This window comes from Acidovorax sp. GW835-FHT14G06 (assembly GCF_058793595.1).
In genome coordinates this window covers 24,203-41,647 of sequence record NZ_JBXAGA010000015.1, presented here as the reverse complement: position 1 = coordinate 41,647, position 17,445 = coordinate 24,203, and the positions used below count along the sequence as shown (strand labels likewise).

General features: G+C 65.4%; 13 protein-coding genes. 10 read left to right on the top strand and 3 right to left on the bottom strand.

Annotation, left to right across the window (positions count from 1 at the left end):
* Nucleotides 1-123 precede the first annotated feature (123 nt).
* The 7 genes from nirB (at nucleotide 124) to AC1Q64_RS21960 (ending at nucleotide 9,716) form a co-directional block, all read left to right on the top strand.
* A complete protein-coding gene (nirB, locus tag AC1Q64_RS21990) occupies nucleotides 124-2,571 on the top strand; it encodes a nitrite reductase large subunit NirB (RefSeq protein ID WP_492252830.1) in 2,448 nt (815 codons plus the stop codon).
* Between the two features lie 20 nt (nucleotides 2,572-2,591).
* A complete protein-coding gene (locus tag AC1Q64_RS21985) occupies nucleotides 2,592-3,404 on the top strand; it encodes a type IV pili methyl-accepting chemotaxis transducer N-terminal domain-containing protein (RefSeq protein WP_492252829.1) in 813 nt (270 codons plus the stop codon).
* Nucleotides 3,405-3,472: 68 nt separating this feature from the next.
* A complete protein-coding gene (gene nirD, locus AC1Q64_RS21980) occupies nucleotides 3,473-3,874 on the top strand; it encodes a nitrite reductase small subunit NirD (protein ID WP_492252828.1) in 402 nt (133 codons plus the stop codon).
* A 127-nt stretch (nucleotides 3,875-4,001) separates the two neighbouring features.
* The gene (locus AC1Q64_RS21975) at nucleotides 4,002-6,848 is read left to right on the top strand and encodes a nitrate reductase (protein WP_492252827.1); all 2,847 of its coding nucleotides are present in this window, start codon (nucleotides 4,002-4,004) and stop codon (nucleotides 6,846-6,848) included.
* A gap of 168 nt (nucleotides 6,849-7,016) precedes the next feature.
* On the top strand, nucleotides 7,017-7,940 hold the full coding sequence (gene ybiB, locus AC1Q64_RS21970) for a DNA-binding protein YbiB (RefSeq protein WP_492252826.1): 924 nt from the start codon (nucleotides 7,017-7,019) through the stop codon (nucleotides 7,938-7,940).
* The gene (gene cobA / locus AC1Q64_RS21965) at nucleotides 7,937-8,770 is read left to right on the top strand and encodes a uroporphyrinogen-III C-methyltransferase (RefSeq protein WP_492252825.1); all 834 of its coding nucleotides are present in this window, start codon (nucleotides 7,937-7,939) and stop codon (nucleotides 8,768-8,770) included. Before ybiB ends, cobA begins: the two co-directional genes overlap by 4 nt.
* Before the next feature lie 241 nt (nucleotides 8,771-9,011).
* Nucleotides 9,012-9,716, top strand: a complete 705-nt coding sequence (locus tag AC1Q64_RS21960; protein WP_492252824.1) for a methyl-accepting chemotaxis protein — start codon at nucleotides 9,012-9,014, stop codon at nucleotides 9,714-9,716.
* 88 nt (nucleotides 9,717-9,804) lie between these two features.
* Here AC1Q64_RS21960 and AC1Q64_RS21955 read toward each other — a convergent pair whose 3' ends face one another.
* Complete coding sequence (locus tag AC1Q64_RS21955) at nucleotides 9,805-10,293, bottom strand: acyl-CoA thioesterase (RefSeq protein ID WP_056058237.1); 489 nt, start codon at nucleotides 10,291-10,293, stop codon at nucleotides 9,805-9,807.
* 118 nt (nucleotides 10,294-10,411) lie between these two features.
* On the opposite strand from AC1Q64_RS21955, the gene AC1Q64_RS21950 reads away from it, so the two are divergent.
* Nucleotides 10,412-11,545, top strand: coding sequence for a sterol desaturase family protein (locus AC1Q64_RS21950; protein WP_492252823.1), 1,134 nt, complete (start codon nucleotides 10,412-10,414; stop codon nucleotides 11,543-11,545).
* A 35-nt stretch (nucleotides 11,546-11,580) separates the two neighbouring features.
* Here AC1Q64_RS21950 and AC1Q64_RS21945 read toward each other — a convergent pair whose 3' ends face one another.
* Nucleotides 11,581-12,063, bottom strand: a complete 483-nt coding sequence (locus tag AC1Q64_RS21945) for a DUF4124 domain-containing protein (RefSeq protein ID WP_291436313.1) — start codon at nucleotides 12,061-12,063, stop codon at nucleotides 11,581-11,583.
* Between the two features lie 233 nt (nucleotides 12,064-12,296).
* Here AC1Q64_RS21945 and AC1Q64_RS21940 point away from each other — a divergent pair, with 233 nt between their 5' ends.
* Nucleotides 12,297-13,481 (top strand): ABC transporter substrate-binding protein, encoded by a 1,185-nt coding sequence (locus AC1Q64_RS21940; protein WP_492252822.1) that lies wholly within the window; start codon nucleotides 12,297-12,299, stop codon nucleotides 13,479-13,481.
* 411 nt (nucleotides 13,482-13,892) lie between these two features.
* On the opposite strand, the gene AC1Q64_RS21935 is transcribed toward AC1Q64_RS21940, so the two are convergent.
* The gene (locus AC1Q64_RS21935) at nucleotides 13,893-16,010 is read right to left on the bottom strand and encodes a hypothetical protein (RefSeq protein ID WP_492252821.1); all 2,118 of its coding nucleotides are present in this window, start codon (nucleotides 16,008-16,010) and stop codon (nucleotides 13,893-13,895) included.
* 120 nt (nucleotides 16,011-16,130) lie between these two features.
* Here AC1Q64_RS21935 and AC1Q64_RS21930 point away from each other — a divergent pair, with 120 nt between their 5' ends.
* Entirely contained in the window at nucleotides 16,131-17,429 is a 1,299-nt protein-coding gene (locus AC1Q64_RS21930; protein WP_291436308.1) for a BaiN/RdsA family NAD(P)/FAD-dependent oxidoreductase, read from the top strand.
* The last annotated feature ends 16 nt before the right edge of the window (nucleotides 17,430-17,445 follow it).

The window sequence follows — 17,445 nt, the reverse complement described above, 5'->3', positions numbered from 1 at the left end:
ACCAAGGGGTTGTATGGACGAAGGCGTCCCCACATGCGGTTTCGATGGAATGTCGGAGCTGCATCGTGTGGACGCCTTTTTTGTTTTTTGCATCGCCCAGGCGATGGAACCGACGGAGTCACGATGAAAAAGCTCAAACTGGTGATGGTGGGGAACGGCATGGCCGGTGTGCGCACGCTGGAAGAGCTGCTCAAGATTGCCCCCGATCTGTATGACATCACGGTCTTCGGGGCCGAGCCGCACCCCAACTACAACCGCATTCTGCTGTCGCCGGTGCTGGCTGGCGAGCAGACCATCGACGAGATCATCCTCAACGACTGGCAGTGGTACGCCGACAACCACATCACGCTGCACACCGGCTTCACCGTGACCGACGTGGACCGCGTGCGCCGCGTGGTGAGCGCAAGCAGCAAGGACGGCGATGTGATCACCGCCGAGTACGACCGCCTCATCATGGCCACGGGCTCCAACCCGTTCATCCTGCCCGTGCCCGGCAAGGACCTGAAAGGCGTGCTGGCCTACCGCGACATCGCCGACACACAGGCCATGATCGACGCAGCCGCCACGTACAAGCACGCGGTGGTCATCGGCGGCGGCCTGCTGGGCCTGGAAGCCGCCAACGGCCTCATGAAGCGCGGCATGACCGTGAGCGTGGTGCACGTGATGCCCTCGCTGATGGAGCGCCAGCTCGATGACGTGGCGGGCAAGATGCTGCAGAAGTCGCTGGAAGACCGTGGCATGCGCTTTTTGATGGGTGCGCAGACCCAGGAGCTGGTGGGCAATGCCGAAGGCCGGGTGGCCAGCGTCAAGTTCAAGGACGGCACCGAAGTGCCCGCCGACCTGGTGGTGATGGCCGTGGGCATCCGCCCCAACACGCAGCTCGCCGAAAAGATGCGCCTGCACGTGAACCGCGGCATTGTCGTGAGCGACACGCTGCAGACCACCACCGACGCCCGCATCTATGCCGTGGGCGAATGCGCGGCACACCGAGGCATTGCCTATGGCCTGGTGGCCCCGCTGTTCGAGCAGGGCAAAGTGCTGGCCAACCACCTGGCCGAGTTCGGCATCGGCCGCTACCAGGGCTCACTCACCTCCACCAAGCTCAAGGTCACGGGCATCGACCTGTTCAGCGCCGGCGACTTCCAGGGCGGCGATAACACCGAAGAGATCGTGATGAGCGACCCCTTTGGCGGCGTGTACAAGAAGCTGGTCATCAAGGACGACAAGCTGGTGGGCGCTTGCCTCTATGGCGACACGGTGGACGGCAGCTGGTACTTCAAGCTCCTGCGCGACGGCCGCAGCGTGACCGACATTCGCGACAAGCTGATGTTTGGCGAATCGCACCTGGGCGACACCGGCCACCAGGGCCAGAGCAAGGCCGCCGCCATGCAGGACGGCGACGAGGTCTGCGGCTGCAACGGCGTGACCAAGGGTGCCATCTGCAAGGCCATCAAGGACAAGGGCCTGTTCACACTGGATGAAGTGCGCAAGCACACCAAGGCCAGCGCATCGTGCGGATCGTGCACGGGCCTGGTCGAGCAGATCATCATGTTCACTGCCGGTGGCGACTACAGCGCCACGCCCAAGACCAAGGCCATGTGCGGCTGCACCGACCACGGCCACCAGGCGGTGCGCGACGCGATCCGCGCCAACAAGCTGCTGAGTATTGGCAACGTATTCCAATTTATGGAGTGGAAGACGCCCAACGGCTGCGCCACCTGCCGCCCCGCCGTCAACTACTACCTCATCAGCACCTGGCCCAAGGACGCGAAGGACGACCCGCAAAGCCGCGCCATCAACGAGCGCAGCCACGCCAACATCCAAAAGGATGGCACCTACAGCGTCATCCCGCGCATGTGGGGCGGCGAAACCACGGCTGACGAGCTGCGCCGCATTGCCGATGCGGCCGACAAGTACAACATCCCTACCATCAAGGTCACGGGCGGCCAGCGCATCGATTTGCTGGGCGTGAAGAAGGAAGACCTGGTCAACGTGTGGAAGGACATTGGCATGCCCAGCGGCCACGCCTACGCCAAGGCGCTGCGCACCGTGAAGACCTGCGTGGGCAGCGAGTGGTGCCGCATGGGCACCCAAGACAGCACGCAGATGGGCAAGGACCTCGAGCGCGCCATGTGGCGCATGTACGCCCCGCACAAGGTCAAGTTTGCGGTGTCGGGCTGCCCGCGCAACTGCGCAGAAGCCGGCATCAAGGACGTGGGCATCATCGGCGTGGACAGCGGCTGGGAGATGTACGTGGCCGGCAACGGCGGCATCAAGACCGAGGTGGCGCACTTCTTCACCAAGCTGAAAACCGCCGAGGAAGTGCTGGAGTACACCGGCGCGTTCTGCGAGCTGTACCGCCAGGAAGGCTGGTACCTGGAGCGCACCGTGCACTACGTGAGCCGCGTGGGCCTGGACTATGTGAAAAAGCGCATTCTCGAAGACCACGAAGGCCGCAAGGCGCTGTGGGAGCAGCTGCAGTTCGCGCTGGACGGCGAGCCCGACCCCTGGTTCGAGTTTGACAAGGCAGCCGTGGACACGCGCCAGTTTGCCCCGCTGACCGCTGCCTGAAGCGCCCGGAGCCCCACACCATGCAACGCCGCACCTTGCTGACCGCCGCCGGCTACACCACGGCCTGGAGCACCCTGGGCATCATGTCGCTGGGCACCGCCCAGGCCCAGGTCACTGACCTGAACGACGCCATCAACAAGGCAGGTCGCCAGCGCATGCTAAGTCAGCGCATGGGCAAGGCCTGGCTGGCGTTGGCGCACAAATCCGACACGCCAGCCGCGCGCGCCGTGCTGGACCAGTCGCTGGCGCTGTTCGAGCGCCAGCTGGGCGAACTCAAGGCCTACGCGCCCTCGCCCACCATCCGCGACACCTACGCCAAGCTGGAATCGGCCTGGACCGACCACAAGGCCACGCTGCTGGGCACCAGCCCGTCGCGCGACGGCGCGGCCGCCTTGCTGCAGGCCGACGCCAAGGTGCTGGCCCTGGCCCACCAGGGCACCGTGCAGTACGAAGCCGCCTCGGGCAAGCCCGTGGGCAAGCTGGTCAACGTGGCAGGCCGCCAGCGCATGCTGAGCCAGCGCATGGCCAAGTTCTGCCTGTCGGCCATGCTGGGGGTGGACACCTCCACCGCCACCACCGAAATCGCCAAGGCGCGCGACGAGTTCATCAGCGCCACCGATCTGCTGCGCAACGCCCCGCAGGCCACCGCCCGCATCCGGCAAGAGCTGCTGCTGGCCGATGGCCAGTGGGTGTTTTTTGACGCCGCATTGCAACGCCTGGGCACCAGCAACAACACCTTCCGCCAGGTGTCTGAAGTGTTTGTGAGCAGCGAAAACCTGCTCGCCAGCATGGACCGCGTGACCGGCCTGTATGCAGCGCTGGGCAGCAGCTGAAGGCCTGCCCTGCAACGGCACCACGCGCGCCCCCGACATCCCACCGAACAACACCAAGGACGATTCCCATGACCACCAACAACCCAACCCTTGAATGGAAGCTGATCTGCCGGGTGGACGACATCCCCGTGCTGGGCTCACGCCGCGTGGCGCGCCCCCAGGGCCTGGACGTGGCCATCTTCCGCAACGACGCCGGTGGCGTGTTCGCGCTGCTGGACCGCTGCCCGCACAAGGGCGGCCCGCTGAGCCAGGGCATCGTGTTTGGCACCCATGTGGCGTGCCCCCTGCACAACTGGACCATTGGCCTGTGCGACGGCCAGGCCTCGGCGCCCGATGAGGGCTGCACGCCGAAGTTTGCCGTGAAGGTGGAAGACGGCGCGGTGTACCTGGACGCGAGCGAGCTGGCGACGGTGGCCACGGATTTGACGCGCCCCATCGCAGGGCCTGCGCGCAGGGCGGTGGGTGTGTGAGCGGTGGAGAGTGTTGCGCCCAAGGTGCCGCATACGTATCCGGCGAGGACACGACAACACTATCAAAACAATAGCTGACAGCGCAACATGCACTAGCGCCTGAGGCCAAAACAACCCCAACCACGCCATGCAAGAAACCAAATCCACCTGCCCCTACTGCGGCGTAGGCTGCGGCGTGATCATCGAAAGCACGGGCGCCCAGATTACCGGTGTGCGCGGCGACCCCACACACCCCGCCAACTTTGGCCGCCTGTGCACGAAGGGCTCGACCCTGCACCTCACCGCCACCAGCCCGGTCACCCTGCAAACCCGCCTGTTGCACCCCCTGCGCCGTACGCAACGCGGGGAGGCCGCACTGCCCGTGACCTGGGACGCCGCACTGACGCTGGCGGCCGACCGGTTCGCCCACACCATCGCCCAGTACGGCCCTGACGCCGTGGGCTTCTACGTCAGCGGCCAGTTGCTCACCGAGGACTACTACGTCTTCAACAAACTCGCCAAGGGCCTGATCGGCACCAACAACATCGACACCAACTCGCGCCTGTGCATGAGCAGCGCTGTGGCCGGCTACAAGCAAACGCTGGGCGCCGACGCGCCGCCCGCCTGCTACGACGACGTGAACCACGCGCAGTGCCTGTTCATCGTGGGCAGCAATGCGGCCTGGGCCCACCCCATCCTGTTCCGCCGCATCGAAGACGCACGCGCCGCCAACCCGGGCATGAAGGTCATCGTGGCCGACCCGCGCCGCACCGACACGGCGGGCATGGCCGACCTGTTCCTGCCCATCCAGCCCGGCAGCGACGTGATGCTGTTCAACGGCATGCTGCACATCATGCTGTGGGAGGGCTGGGTCGACACCGCCTACATCGCCGCCCACACCACGGGCTTTGACGACCTCAAGGCCCTGGTGCGCGACGCCACGCCCGAGCGTGTGGCGCAGACCTGCGGCATCAGCGTGGCCGACCTGACCACCGCAGCCAAATGGTTCGCCACCTCCAAAGCGACCCTGAGCCTCTACTGCCAGGGCCTCAACCAAAGCAGCAGCGGCACGGCCAAGAACGCCACACTCATCAACCTGCACCTGGCCACCGCGCAGATCGGCAAACCCGGCGCGGGCCCCTTCAGCCTGACCGGCCAGCCCAACGCCATGGGCGGGCGCGAAGTGGGTGGGCTGGCCAATTTGCTCAGTGCCCACCGCGACCTGGCCAACCCGCAGCACCGCGCCGAAGTCGCCGCGCTGTGGGGCGTGGCCGATGTGCCATCCAAGCCCGGCAAAACGGCGGTGGAGATGTTCCAGGCCGCTGCCGACGGCGAGATCAAGGCCCTGTGGATCGCCTGCACCAACCCCGCGCAAAGCATGCCCGACCAGGCCACCGTGCGCCGCGCCCTGCAGCGCGCCGAGTTTGTGGTGGTGCAAGAAGCCTTTGCCACTGCCGCCACCTGCGCCTTTGCCGACCTGCTGCTGCCCGCCACCACCTGGGGCGAAAAGACCGGCACGGTGACCAACAGCGAGCGCCGCATCTCGCGCGTGCGCACTGCCGTGCCCGCACCCGGCCTGGCGCGCCACGACTGGGCCATTGCGGTGCAGTTTGCGCACCAGCTGGAGGCACGCCTGCGGCCTGGTGCACCCACGCTGTTCCCCTACGCCACAGACGCGGCCGATATGGGCGCAGAAGCCGTGTGGAAGGAGCACCGCGAAAGCACACGCGGGCGTGACCTGGACATCACGGGGCTGTCCTGGGAGATGCTCGAAGCCCAAGGCCCGCAGCAGTGGCCACTGGAGGATGGCACCACCACCGGCAAGGCCCGCCTGTACGAAGATGGCGTCTTCCCCACCGCCGACGGCCGCGCGCGTTTTGCTGCGCATGCATGGCAACCCACCGCCGAGCCCCGCGAATCGCGCTACCCATTCAGCCTGACCACGGGCCGGCTGCGCGACCAGTGGCACGGCATGACCCGCACCGGCACGCTGGGCCGCCTGTTTGGCCATGTGGCCGAACCCAGCCTGCAGATGCACCCACAGGACATGGAGCGGCGCAAGCTGGCCAGCGGCGACCTGGTGCATGTGACCAGCAAGCGCGGCTCCATCGTGGTGCCCGTGCAGGCCGACACCACGCTGGGCCTGTCGCAGGTGTTCATGGCGATGCACTGGGGCAGCGAATTTTTGAGCGGCATCTCGTCCACCGGCGAACGGCTGGCGGGCGTGAATGCGCTCACCACCTCGGCGTTCTGCCCCACCTCAAAACAGCCCGAGCTGAAACACGCGGCCGTCAAGGTGCTCAAGGCCGAATTGCCGTGGACGCTGCTGGCCATGGCCTGGCTGCCTGCCGAAGGTGCACTGGCAGCGCGCGAAGCCTTGTCTGCGCTGATGGCGCAGTTTCCCTATTTTCAGTACACGAGTTGCGTGCCCTTCAGCAACAACACCCCGCTGGATGAGCCCGGCCGCGAGCGCACTGGCGTGCTGCTGCGCGCCGCCGCCCACGAGGCACCGCCCGATGCGTTGATCGCACAGATCGAGGCCCTGCTGGGCATGGCAGGCGCCGACACGCTGCGCTATGCCGACAAAAAACGCGGCCAGCGCCGCGCCGCACGGCTGGCGCGCCAGGGCGACAACACCACGCTCGAAGGCATCGTGCTCGCTGGCGACACCAGCGCCGAAGGCTGGCTCAAGACCCTGCTGCAGGAAGAGCTTCCTGCACAGACCTACGGCCGCCTGCTGCTGGTGCCCGGCGCCAAGGCCCCCGTGGCCGTGCAGTCGCGCGGCAAACCGGTGTGCACCTGCTTCAACGTGACGGACACCGCCATCACCGCCCAACTGGCGCACTGCCATGGCACCGACGACGACCGACTGGCGCAACTGCAAGGCCAACTGCGCTGCGGCACCAACTGCGGCTCGTGCGTGCCCGAACTCAAGCGAATGGTGAGATCCACGGGACCGCTGGCATCCAAACCGCTTGCGCAGGCCGTCATATAACCAAAAGTTCTCTTGCTTGCAGGAAAATAGCCCTCGAACCAACAAACCCCACCAGGACTTGTGCAACAGGGCTCCAGCCAGGCGCTTTCGGCGCAGACAGTACGCCTGTACGGCAAGCCGAAACAACGACGCTGGCGCCCTGTTTCACAAGTCCCGCCAACAAAAGCCATGGGCATTAGCCAGTACATCAAGGAAATCGGCCGCGGCGCGCGCGGCGCCAAGCCGCTGACGCGCGAGCAGGCCACGGACCTGTTCGGCCAGGTGCTGGATGGCGCCGTGACCGACCTGGAGATTGGCGCCTTCTGCCTGGCCATGCGCATCAAGGGCGAGACGTCCGAGGAGATGTGCGGCTTTCTGGATGCCACGCACAGCCGCCTGGCGCTGCTGCCCGCCACCGACCGCCCGCTGATCGTGCTGCCCAGCTACAACGGCGCGCGCAAGCTGCCGGTGCTGACGCCGCTGCTGGCGCTGCTGCTGGCCCGTGAAGGGTTGCCCGTGCTGCTGCACGGCATGCGCACCGAGGCGCGGCGCGTTTTGGCATCGGATGTGCTCAATGCGCTAGAAGTACCTGCCCTGATAGCTCCTGAAAAGATAGCAAATGGCACGGTCCGCCATATCCACACCCAGCACCTGCACGCAGGGCTGGCACGCCTGCTGGCCGTGCGCGAGGTGGTGGGCCTGCGCAACCCAGGGCACAGTGTGGTCAAGCTGATGAGCCCGTGCGCGGGGCCGTCGGTAGTGGTCACGGCGTACACACACCCCGAATATTTCGAGATGCTGCAGAGCACCTTCCGCACCCTGGGGATGAACGCCTTGCTCTCGCGCGGGCTGGAGGGCGAGGTCGCCACGGACCCACGCCGCACCCCCCGCTACGACGGCTTTGTGCACGGCGTGCATACGGTGCTGGAGGCACAACAACCGGGCACGGCCAGCGAGGTGCCCGGTCTGCCCGCCGAGATCGATGTGGCCACCACGGCCACCTACACGCACCAGGTGCTGGCGGGCGATTTGCCCATTCCACACGCCATCGAACGGCAGGTGGAACATATCTTGCGACTGGTCGATCAAACCGTTTCGGAGACATCCCGATGAGCCGCCCCACGCCTTCCACCACACCGCCCACAGCCCCACCCCACCTGGGCACCGGCGGCAGCTGCACGCTGGTGGGCGCAGGCCCGGGTGACCCGGAGTTGCTCACCCTCAAGGCGCTCAAGGCCATCCAGGCAGCCACCGTGCTGCTGGTGGATGACCTGGTGAGCGATGCCATCGTGGCACACGCATCGCCCACGGCGCGCATCGTCTATGTGGGCAAGCGCGGCGGCTGCAAAAGCACGCCACAGGCCTTCATCGAAAAGCTGATGCTGATGGCCGTGAACGAAGGCGAGAACGTGGTGCGCCTCAAGGGCGGCGACCCCTTCATCTTCGGCCGGGGGGGCGAAGAGGTGGAGCACCTGCGTGCCGCCGGCGTGCAGGTCACCGTCATCAACGGCATCACCGCAGGCCTCGCGGGCCTGACCTCGCTGGGCGCACCGCTCACGCACCGCGAACACGCGCATGGCGTGGTGTTTGTCACCGGCCACGCCAAGCCCGGTGACGCGGGCACCGACTGGCGCCAACTGGCCGCCACGGCGCACAACGCCAAGCTCACCCTGGTCATCTACATGGGTGTGAGCGGCGCCGCCACCATCGAGCAGGAGCTGCTCACCGGCCTGCCCGCAGACACACCGGTCGCAGTCATCCAGCACGCCAGCCTGCCGCAGCAGCGGCATGCCATCACCACACTCGGTGCGCTGCATGCCACCATCACGCGCGAAGGGCTGGCCAGCCCCTCGGTGATTGTGGTGGGCGATGTGGTGCGCGGTGTTGCACTGGCCGTGCAAGACACTGGCGCAGCGCCGTCGCAGGCCCGGCGCGCGGGCTGAGCACACACAACGACCCCCACAATTCCACAGTCCCGATTGCGCGCTGCGCAGGTCGGAGATGCACCGTGCGCGAGCGCAAACCAATGTGCTTCAGGGCACGCCCACGCGCTGCGCAGCCGCGTGTTTCATCAAGCCTGGCCTCCCGCTCCACAGCACCGCATTGGGTCACGCGGCTTTACACACATTGGCCCGGGTATTGCTTGAAGACGTGCATCTGAATGCAACACGCACAAGGAACACCATGGCAGCCTTCCCCCTCCCCGCACGCACTTCCAGCATGCCCACGCTGTCGTCCCCTGCACAGGCTCCATCGCGCGATGGGGGCATGTCGCTCGTCAACGTTGCGGCGCGCCAGCGCATGCTGTCGCAGCGCATGGTGCTGCAAACCGTGCTGGCCGCACGCGGCAGCGATCTACACCTGAAGGCTGCGCGCAGCTCGCTCACGCTGTTCACCGACAGCCAGGCGCGGCTGGTGGAAACGCCCCGCCACCTCGATGCCACCAGCGCCGAGATCATTCGCAAGGCCTACCACGGTCCCCAGGGCGTAGGCGCCACCATCGACGCGTTTGCGCAGCAGGTGGGCACGGCACTGGACCTGGCCGAGCGCCAGAGCCCGCGGGTGGAAGACGCCCTGGCCCGCCTGGTCGAAACCACCGACGGCGTGCTCGACGCCCTCAACACCGCCACCACCGCGTTCGACCAGGTGAGCAAGGCGCAGTCCGAAACCCTGATGAAAGAGCTGGCCGGCATAGTGGCCTCGATCCAGACCGTGGCACGCGAGGCCAAGGTGGTCAGTTTCAACGCCCAGGTGATGGCAGCGCGGGCCGGGCAGCACGGGCGCGAGTTTGCGGTGGTGGCCAATGTGCTGTCAGGCATCACCAACGAAATTGATGGCCTGTCCCTGCAGGCGGTGTCACTGGCCGGACGCAGCCGCAACGCGGCCTGAGCAGCACAGCGAGAGAGACAGAGAAAAGGCCCAGGGTGATCTTCCCAGGGCCTTCGAAGGCGTCCATTCAAGGCGCCCACTCAACGCGTTACTGCCCGGCGGTTTCTCGCACCTGCTGAAACCGCTGTGCCAGCTCCTTGCGCAGCGTCTTGCGGATCACCGCAGCGTCCCAGCGGCGGCGTTCGTCGGGGGTCGAAGGCGACAGTGGCGGCACCTGCACGGGCTTGCGCGCCTCGTCCACCGCCACCATGGTGAAGAAGCAGCTGTTCACATGCCGCACCACCTGCGAACGGATCTCTTCGGCCACCACCTTGATGCCGACCTCCATCGACGAGCTGCCCGTGTAGTTCACGCTGGCCAGAAAGGTCACCAGCTCGCCCACATGGATGGGCTGCAAAAACATCACCTGGTCCACGCTCAGCGTCACGGTGTAGCAGCCCGAATAGCGGCTGGCGCACGAGTACGCCACCTGGTCCAGCAGCTTGAGGATGGCGCCGCCGTGCACGTTGCCCGAAAAGTTGGCCATGTCGGGCGACATGAGCACGGTCATGCTCAGTTGGTGTGAAGGGATGTTCATGCAGCGATTTTAGGAAGCCCCATGCGCTGCGTCGCGTGCAAGTTGAGCCCCGTGCACTGCGGGTGGCGGCTTCGCTACACTCGCGCAGCACCTGCTGACCGGGTGCGAGGAGGAACCGATGATCGAACTAGAAAAACTCAACGAATTCACCGAAAGCCACGGCGCATTGCGCACCGGCAAGGGGCTGGTGTCGGGCGTGATTGCCCTCACGCTGGCCATCCTGTGCCTTCTGGGCGTACTGGCCTTCCACTTCCCTGAATACCTCACCACCCCACAGCTGCGCAAAAGCTACGACGTGGCAGTGATACGCAACATCATGCTGGTGGCCATGGCGATTGCGGGCGGCATCTCGTTGGTCAACATATTGTTCAACCGCGCCCGCTGGCTGGCCACCTTTGCGTTTGCCATCGTGGCGATTGCCGCGCTGCTGGGTGGACACAAGGTGGAGGTAGACCCCAACTTCCCCGACAACACGCCCTACATCGGCCTCGACTGGTTCATCCTGGACCTGCTGGGCAGCTCGCTGATCTTCATCTTCATCGAGAAGCTGTTTGCGCTGCGCAAGGACCAGCCCATCTTCCGCGCCGAGTGGCAGACGGACTTTCACCACTTCATCGTCAACCACATGGTGGTGGGCTTTGTGCTGCTGGCCACCAACCTCATCGTGCACAAGTTCTTTGGCTGGGCGGCCAGCGACGGCATTCGCGGCTGGGTGCAGGGGCTGAACTTCTGGGTGGCACTGTTCCTCATCATCCTGGTGGCCGACCTGGTGCAGTACTGGACCCACCGCGCCTACCACGAGGTCCCCGTGCTGTGGCGCTTGCATGCCGTGCACCACAGCGTCAAAAGCATGGACTGGATGGCGGGCTCGCGCCAGCACATCCTAGAGCTGCTGATCACCCGCACGCTGGTGCTGGCGCCGATCTATGTGCTGGGCTTCAGCAAGGAAGTGATCGACGCCTACATCGTCGTCGTGGGCTTTCAGGCGGTGTTCAACCACGCCAACGTCAGCGTGCGCCTGGGGCCGCTGCGCTACGTGCTGGTCACGCCCAACTTCCACCACTGGCACCACAGCCAGGATCAGGAGGCGCTCGACAAGAACTACGCCGCGCACTTCGCGTTTCTGGACTACCTGTTTGGCACCGCCGTCAAAAGCACCAAGCTCTGGCCCGAGCGCTATGGCGTGCTGGGCGACTACGTGCCCAACGGCTTTGTGAGGCAGTTCAAGTTTCCGTTCACCTGGAAAGGGTGAGCACTGCCACTGCCTAGCGCACGGCGGTCGCAAGGTCAGGGCATAGCGGCCAGCTCTCGCTCCAGCACCCGCAGTTGCTCGCGCAGGGCCTCGGTCCGTTCCTCACACGCGGCTTTGGCATCAGCGGCCTTTTCCGCACTCTCCTGCACAAACTGGTTGCCCGACGGCAAGTTGCCGCGCCGCAGTGGGCCTGCCGTGGCCACGGCATTGGGCTGGGCCGTGCATTCACGCTGGTTGCGCTCGATAGCGGCGCGCGCCTGCGGGATGCCCTGGGTCTGCAGGTAGTTCTTGCGCTGCCAGGTGGGGCCAAACGCGCCCTCGGCCACGGGCGCCGCCGCGGGCTGCACCGGGGTGGCACCACGCGTGGTGGGGCGCACGTCGATCTTCTCGCCCTCGCCCGCACAAGGCGCATCCTGGAACGACACCTTGCCATTGGTGTCCGTGCACTTGTTGATGGCCCAGGCGGGGGGCAGGCAGCCCAGCGCCAGGGCACAGAGGGCGTAGCGGATCAAAGTCATGGTGTTGTCCTCGGCAGGTCCATGCCACATGCTACCGCGCCGCATGGGGCTGGGCGAATCGCATCGTTTTGCGCGGGTGCCGACAGACCCGTGGGTGGATAGACCCATGTCTCTAAGATGACCCGCCCCCGGTAGAAACCCGGTGCGTGCCAGGCACAGCGCCCTCCTACCATCGCCGCTCTTCGGGGCCTCGCAGCCCTTTGAATCGGTTTTTTTGTTGGAGATGCTGTGTGATGAAGACCCCGAATGCAAATGCATGGCCCGCCGACCAGGCGCTGCCCCTGGCGCGCCGCCGCAGCCTGGTCCTTGCGCTGGCCGGTAGCGCGGCCCTGGCTGGTCTGCCCGTCCGCGCACAGCCCGCCGCCGGCGGCAAGGGAGACATCCTCATCGGCCGCTCTACCGCGCTGTCAGGCGGCATGGCACCGTTTTTGTCGCCCATCCACGAGGGGCAGGAGGCCGCCGTGGAAGACGCCAACGCCAAGGGCGGCATCGGTGGCCGCAAGATCCGGCTGGTGTCGCTGGACGATGGTTTTGACGCCCGCCGTGCGCTGGACAACGCCAAGCAGCTGAGCGAAAAAGACGGCGTGCTGGCACTGTTTGGCGTGGCCGGCACATCGCAGGTCATGACGCTGCTGCCCTACCTGGCGCAGGCCAAGCTGCCGCTGATCTCCGTGTACACCGGCAGCCCCGCCGTCCGCGCGCAGCAGCACCCCTACCTGTTCACCACCCGCGCCAGCTATGCCGACGAACTGGTGAAGATCGTGCGCAACCTGGTGGCCGTGCAGACCTCGCGCATTGCTGTGGCCTACGAAAACAATGACTTCGGCAAACTGCTGCTGCCCCTGGTCGAAAAGACGGTTGCCGCTGAAGGCGCGACGCTGGCGGGGTCGCACGCACTGGCCTCATCGGGTGAAGACGCGAACGAAGCCGCCAAGGCCCTGGCCACCCAAAAGCCGCAGGCCGTACTGCTGGTGGCGGCAGGCCCGTCGGTAGTGGCCTATGTGCGGGCCAACCGCGCGCACCTGGGCGTGCCGATATACACCCTGTCGCTGGGCGCAGGCACCGCCGTGCTCAAGGCGCTGGGCGACGACGCGCGCGGCCTGGCCGTGGCGCGCACGGGCCCCTCGCCCACCAAGCCCACCATTGCGCTCACGCGGGACTTTCAGGCATCCATGAAGCGCCACGACAAGCCTGTGGACTACGACCGCTATACCGGCTACATGGACGCGCGCGTGCTCATCGAAGGCCTGCGCGCCGCTGGGCCTGGCGTCACGCGCGCCAGCCTGGTCCAGGCCATGGAGGGCCTGGGCAACCTGGACCTGGGCGGCTTTGGCTACCAGTTCAGCGCACAGAACCACCACGGGTCCAACTACGTGGACATTGCGGTGGTGGGCTCGGGCGGGGTGTACCGGCAGTAGGCGCCTGCGCCAGCGGGTGCGCAAGGCACGCGTTGTTGAAGGGAGTTGAGATATCGACAAACCACACAGCGCGACAACTGGGATTTTTGATCACCCAGGGGCAAAGCGCAATCGGCCAGAGAAACGGCATTGCAATCCCCGGTGACGCTGCTGGCTGCCAGCATTGACACGGCCCGGCGAGGTGGAGTCACGGAAAAAGCCAGTGTGCAGCAAGTGATAGTGGACACCACCGTCCTGCCCAAGCCCATCCCCACGGTGGCAGCGAACGAGGTGACCAACCAGAAGTACTGGGCCAACCTGGACTACGGAAACTACGCCGACCCGCGCAATGTCAGCCAGCCCCGGAGGCCCCCCTGGTGTAGCCCGCCGATTTTCGCCTCTAGCGCTCGCGGAATGGCTTGCGACGGCAGGCTAATCAGGCAGCACCAGTTTCAGCACGCTGTTTTCGCTGCCCACATACAGGCTGCGCCGGTCCACCCCGGGGGCCAGGAACTTCACCAAGTTCAGCCCCGCTGGCAACTGCCCGAGCGTGACACCGCCAGGCGTGGGTCCGACCTGGCCCGCCAGCAGTTCCAGCCCCTTGGCCTGCGTCCACCTGTGCACACCGCAAGCGCTGGAGAGAAACACCTCGCCGGGTCGGCCGGGTAGAACGCAGATCTGCTTGAAGGGCTCCTGGAAGAACTCCGGCAGATTGCGGTCTATCTCCAAAGACAACGCGAATCTCTGGATTCCTTGGGTGTCGATACGCACCAGTTCGGGATGGAACCGCACAAGGGTGGTGGCGCCATCCAGCTCGACACGGTTGCACAACACCCACGACACCTGCGCAGTGCCACCTTCGAAGGCAATGTCCGCAATGTCCATGTACCAGGGGCGCTGCGCCAGCGGGGGATAGCTCTGCGGCGTGTACAGGGCCTGCGGATCCCCTGCAACAATCTTCACCTGCCCATTGGCATCGATGGTGCCAACAAGCGCATTCCCATTGGCCCTACCGAAGTACACATCGCCATCGCCAGGTTGTGGTGAATAGCGCGTGGCAAACCACAGCAACCCCGTCGTATCGGTGCGTAAAACTTGCACGCCCGGGTCGTGCCTCCCTCCGGACGCAAAATGGCTGGAGCTGACCCAGGTCTGCCACGCAGACTGGCCATTCGTAGAAGTCCGAATCAAGGCGCGGTTCTGGGTGTCATAGGCGATCAGCTGCCCATAGGCAATGGCCATGCGGTTCCCACGCGGCTCCAGCGACCATGTGCTCACCTGGCCCGCGGCGCTAACCGACCGGAGGGCCTGTGCAGGTGCAGCCTCCGACGAGTTGCCTCGCTGGTTCTCCAGCAAGATCAAACCGCCAGCCCCGTCAGGCAACGCCTCGACACCCCTGACAAAGCTGAACCGCGCCTGGCTCTGTCCGTCCACCTCGCCTGCATTGGCTTGCGCTCCCAGCCATCGAGAGACCGCCGTCGTCGGCATCTCCAACCTGCACGCCACAACCTCTGTCCCACCCTCAGGTGGATCGCTGCATGCGACAAACAAAGAGCCCGGAGCCGTGTTCGACGGCTCTCGAACAACCGTTACTTTGCGCCCCCGTAGCTTCCATACTCCCGATGGCGTGACGCCCGACAAATCAATATGTGCAATGGAGAATTTCGGCGCTCCCTGCCCCTCGGCCAGCGCCCAATACACATCCTGGTCTCGATGGACTTTCATCAAGGGAGTCCAATGATCAAAAGGCCACTGGTTGGGAAGGACGCGCCATTGATACTCACCACCCACCAGCACCAGATCTGCCCACTCATACGGGTCGCCCGTGAACTTGGTATAGCGCCGCACGCCGCCAGTAGCGGACTCGAGCAGCAGGCTACCTCGGGGCAGCGGCAACAATGTCTTCACCGTGCCATCCGTCCCAAGGGTACGCAACATGGGTTGGAAGCCCTTCTGGGGGTCTTGGTCAATAAAGTACACAAACCCATCTCGGGCCAGTAAGGGTGAGTCGAAGTAGAGGAGAGAAGCACTCGCGCCCACTCCATCCACCAGACCGGTGTTAGTCCCACCTCCCGCCAAGAGTACGGGTGTTTCCCCCTGCAAATAGTGAACGCTTCCGCCGCCCACCGTCACCAGGTAACGGTCCATGGCGTCAAACAAATGTCCAATGAAAGAGTGGGGATACGTCGGAGCAAACGACGACACACCGTCCCGGCTTCTGCGCCCCACACGACGGTCCCCGCCGGACACCCCCACAAACTGAAGATCGCGTTTGCTGTTGAAGCTCAGTCCAGTCACCTCGGCGGGTAGCCGCACCATTTCGCCCTTACTGATTGCAAATCCGCCACCGCCCAAGAGGCCTGCCACCATTTCGAGTGCACCCACTTTGGCGGACGGCTCCCCGCTGGGCTCGCCCCCTCCTCCACCGCCACAGCCGGCTACACCGGAGGCTGCAGCAGCCAAGCCCCATTGTCCAAATCGGCGGCGGGTGATGGCCTGTACTTCGGTATCGAATCCAGAGGTCATGTCCACAAGTTCTCCTTCGATCAAGCGCTCATTATTGGTGCGTCACGCCAGAGTAAAGCCATGGCTGCCGCTTCGTTACCAACAGAAACACCCATATGCGGCACACAACAATCGGCTCCCTTGGCCAGAGCACAGCAACACGCAATGGCGGCACAATCAGAGCTATTTTTGTGCCCCACGCATCCGAACGAAGTGCAGACGACTCCATTTTTTGACGCCATCATCATCGGCGCCGGCGCTGCCGGCCTGTTCTGCGCGGGCCAGGCGGGCCAGCGGGGCCTGAAGGTCTTGCTCATCGACCATGCTGACAAGGTGGCCGAAAAGATCCGTATCTCGGGCGGGGGGCGCTGCAACTTCACCAACCGCGACCTCGACCCGGCCGCACCACACAAGCACTTTGTGGGGCAGAACCCGCAGTTCTGCCGCTCGGCGCTGTCGCGCTACACGCCCGCCGACTTCATCGCGCTGGTGCAAAAGCACGGCATCCCGTTTCACGAAAAGCACAAGGGCCAGCTGTTTGCCGACCGCTCGGCCGAGGACATCATTGCCATGCTGCTGGCCGAGTGCGAGGCGGGTGGCGTGACCCGCTGGCAGCCCTGTAGCGTCAAAAAAATAGACTTTTTGGCATCAAGCGCTAGTGAATCATGCTGGGGCAGCTATCAAATTGATACTGATCACGGGCCGGTGTCAACGGGTGCGCTGGTCATTGCCACCGGCGGCCTGTCCATCCCCAAGATCGGTGCCACTGACTTTGGCTACCGGCTCGCACAGCAATTCAACATCCCGCTCATCGAACGCAAGCCGGGCCTGGTGCCGCTGACCTTTGACGGCGCGGGCTGGGCGCCGTATGCGCAGCTGGCCGGGCTGGCGCTGCCGGTACAGATCATCACCGGGGTCAAGAAGAACCGCATGGCGTTTGATGAAGACCTGCTGTTCACCCACCGGGGCCTGTCGGGCCCGGCAGTGCTGCAGATCTCCAGCTACTGGCAGGACGGCACGCCCCTGGCCATCAACCTGGCGCCCACGGCGGACCTGCCGGCTGCACTGGCGCAGGGCAAGGCCCGCTCGCGCAAGCTGATTGCCAACGAGCTGGCCACACTGGTCCCCAGCCGTCTGGCCGATGCCTGGGCCCAGCGCGAGGCCGACTGGCAGCGTCCCATCAACGAGGCCAGCGACAAGGCCCTCGCGCGCCTGGCCGAGCAGCTGGCGCGCTGGGAGCTGACGCCCACCGGCACCGAGGGCTACAAGAAGGCCGAAGTCACACTGGGCGGCGTGGACACACGCGTGTTGTCGCAGCAGACCATGGAGTGCAAGACGCAGCCCGGCCTGTACTTCATTGGCGAAGTGGTGGACGTGACGGGCTGGCTTGGCGGCTACAACTTCCAGTGGGCCTGGGCCAGTGCCCATGCGTGTGCGCAGGCGTTGCCGATGGAAGGTCAATAGCGGAGCGCCAGGCCGG

Coding starts and splice junctions, on each gene's coding strand:
- nirB (WP_492252830.1), top strand. CDS start 124: ATGAAAAAGCTCAAACTGGTGATGGTGGGGAACGGCATGGCCGGTGTG.
- AC1Q64_RS21985 (WP_492252829.1), top strand. CDS start 2,592: ATGCAACGCCGCACCTTGCTGACCGCCGCCGGCTACACCACGGCCTGG.
- nirD (WP_492252828.1), top strand. CDS start 3,473: ATGACCACCAACAACCCAACCCTTGAATGGAAGCTGATCTGCCGGGTG.
- AC1Q64_RS21975 (WP_492252827.1), top strand. CDS start 4,002: ATGCAAGAAACCAAATCCACCTGCCCCTACTGCGGCGTAGGCTGCGGC.
- ybiB (WP_492252826.1), top strand. CDS start 7,017: ATGGGCATTAGCCAGTACATCAAGGAAATCGGCCGCGGCGCGCGCGGC.
- cobA (WP_492252825.1), top strand. CDS start 7,937: ATGAGCCGCCCCACGCCTTCCACCACACCGCCCACAGCCCCACCCCAC.
- AC1Q64_RS21960 (WP_492252824.1), top strand. CDS start 9,012: ATGGCAGCCTTCCCCCTCCCCGCACGCACTTCCAGCATGCCCACGCTG.
- AC1Q64_RS21955 (WP_056058237.1), bottom strand. CDS start 10,293: ATGAACATCCCTTCACACCAACTGAGCATGACCGTGCTCATGTCGCCC.
- AC1Q64_RS21950 (WP_492252823.1), top strand. CDS start 10,412: ATGATCGAACTAGAAAAACTCAACGAATTCACCGAAAGCCACGGCGCA.
- AC1Q64_RS21945 (WP_291436313.1), bottom strand. CDS start 12,063: ATGACTTTGATCCGCTACGCCCTCTGTGCCCTGGCGCTGGGCTGCCTG.
- AC1Q64_RS21940 (WP_492252822.1), top strand. CDS start 12,297: ATGAAGACCCCGAATGCAAATGCATGGCCCGCCGACCAGGCGCTGCCC.
- AC1Q64_RS21930 (WP_291436308.1), top strand. CDS start 16,131: ATGGCGGCACAATCAGAGCTATTTTTGTGCCCCACGCATCCGAACGAA.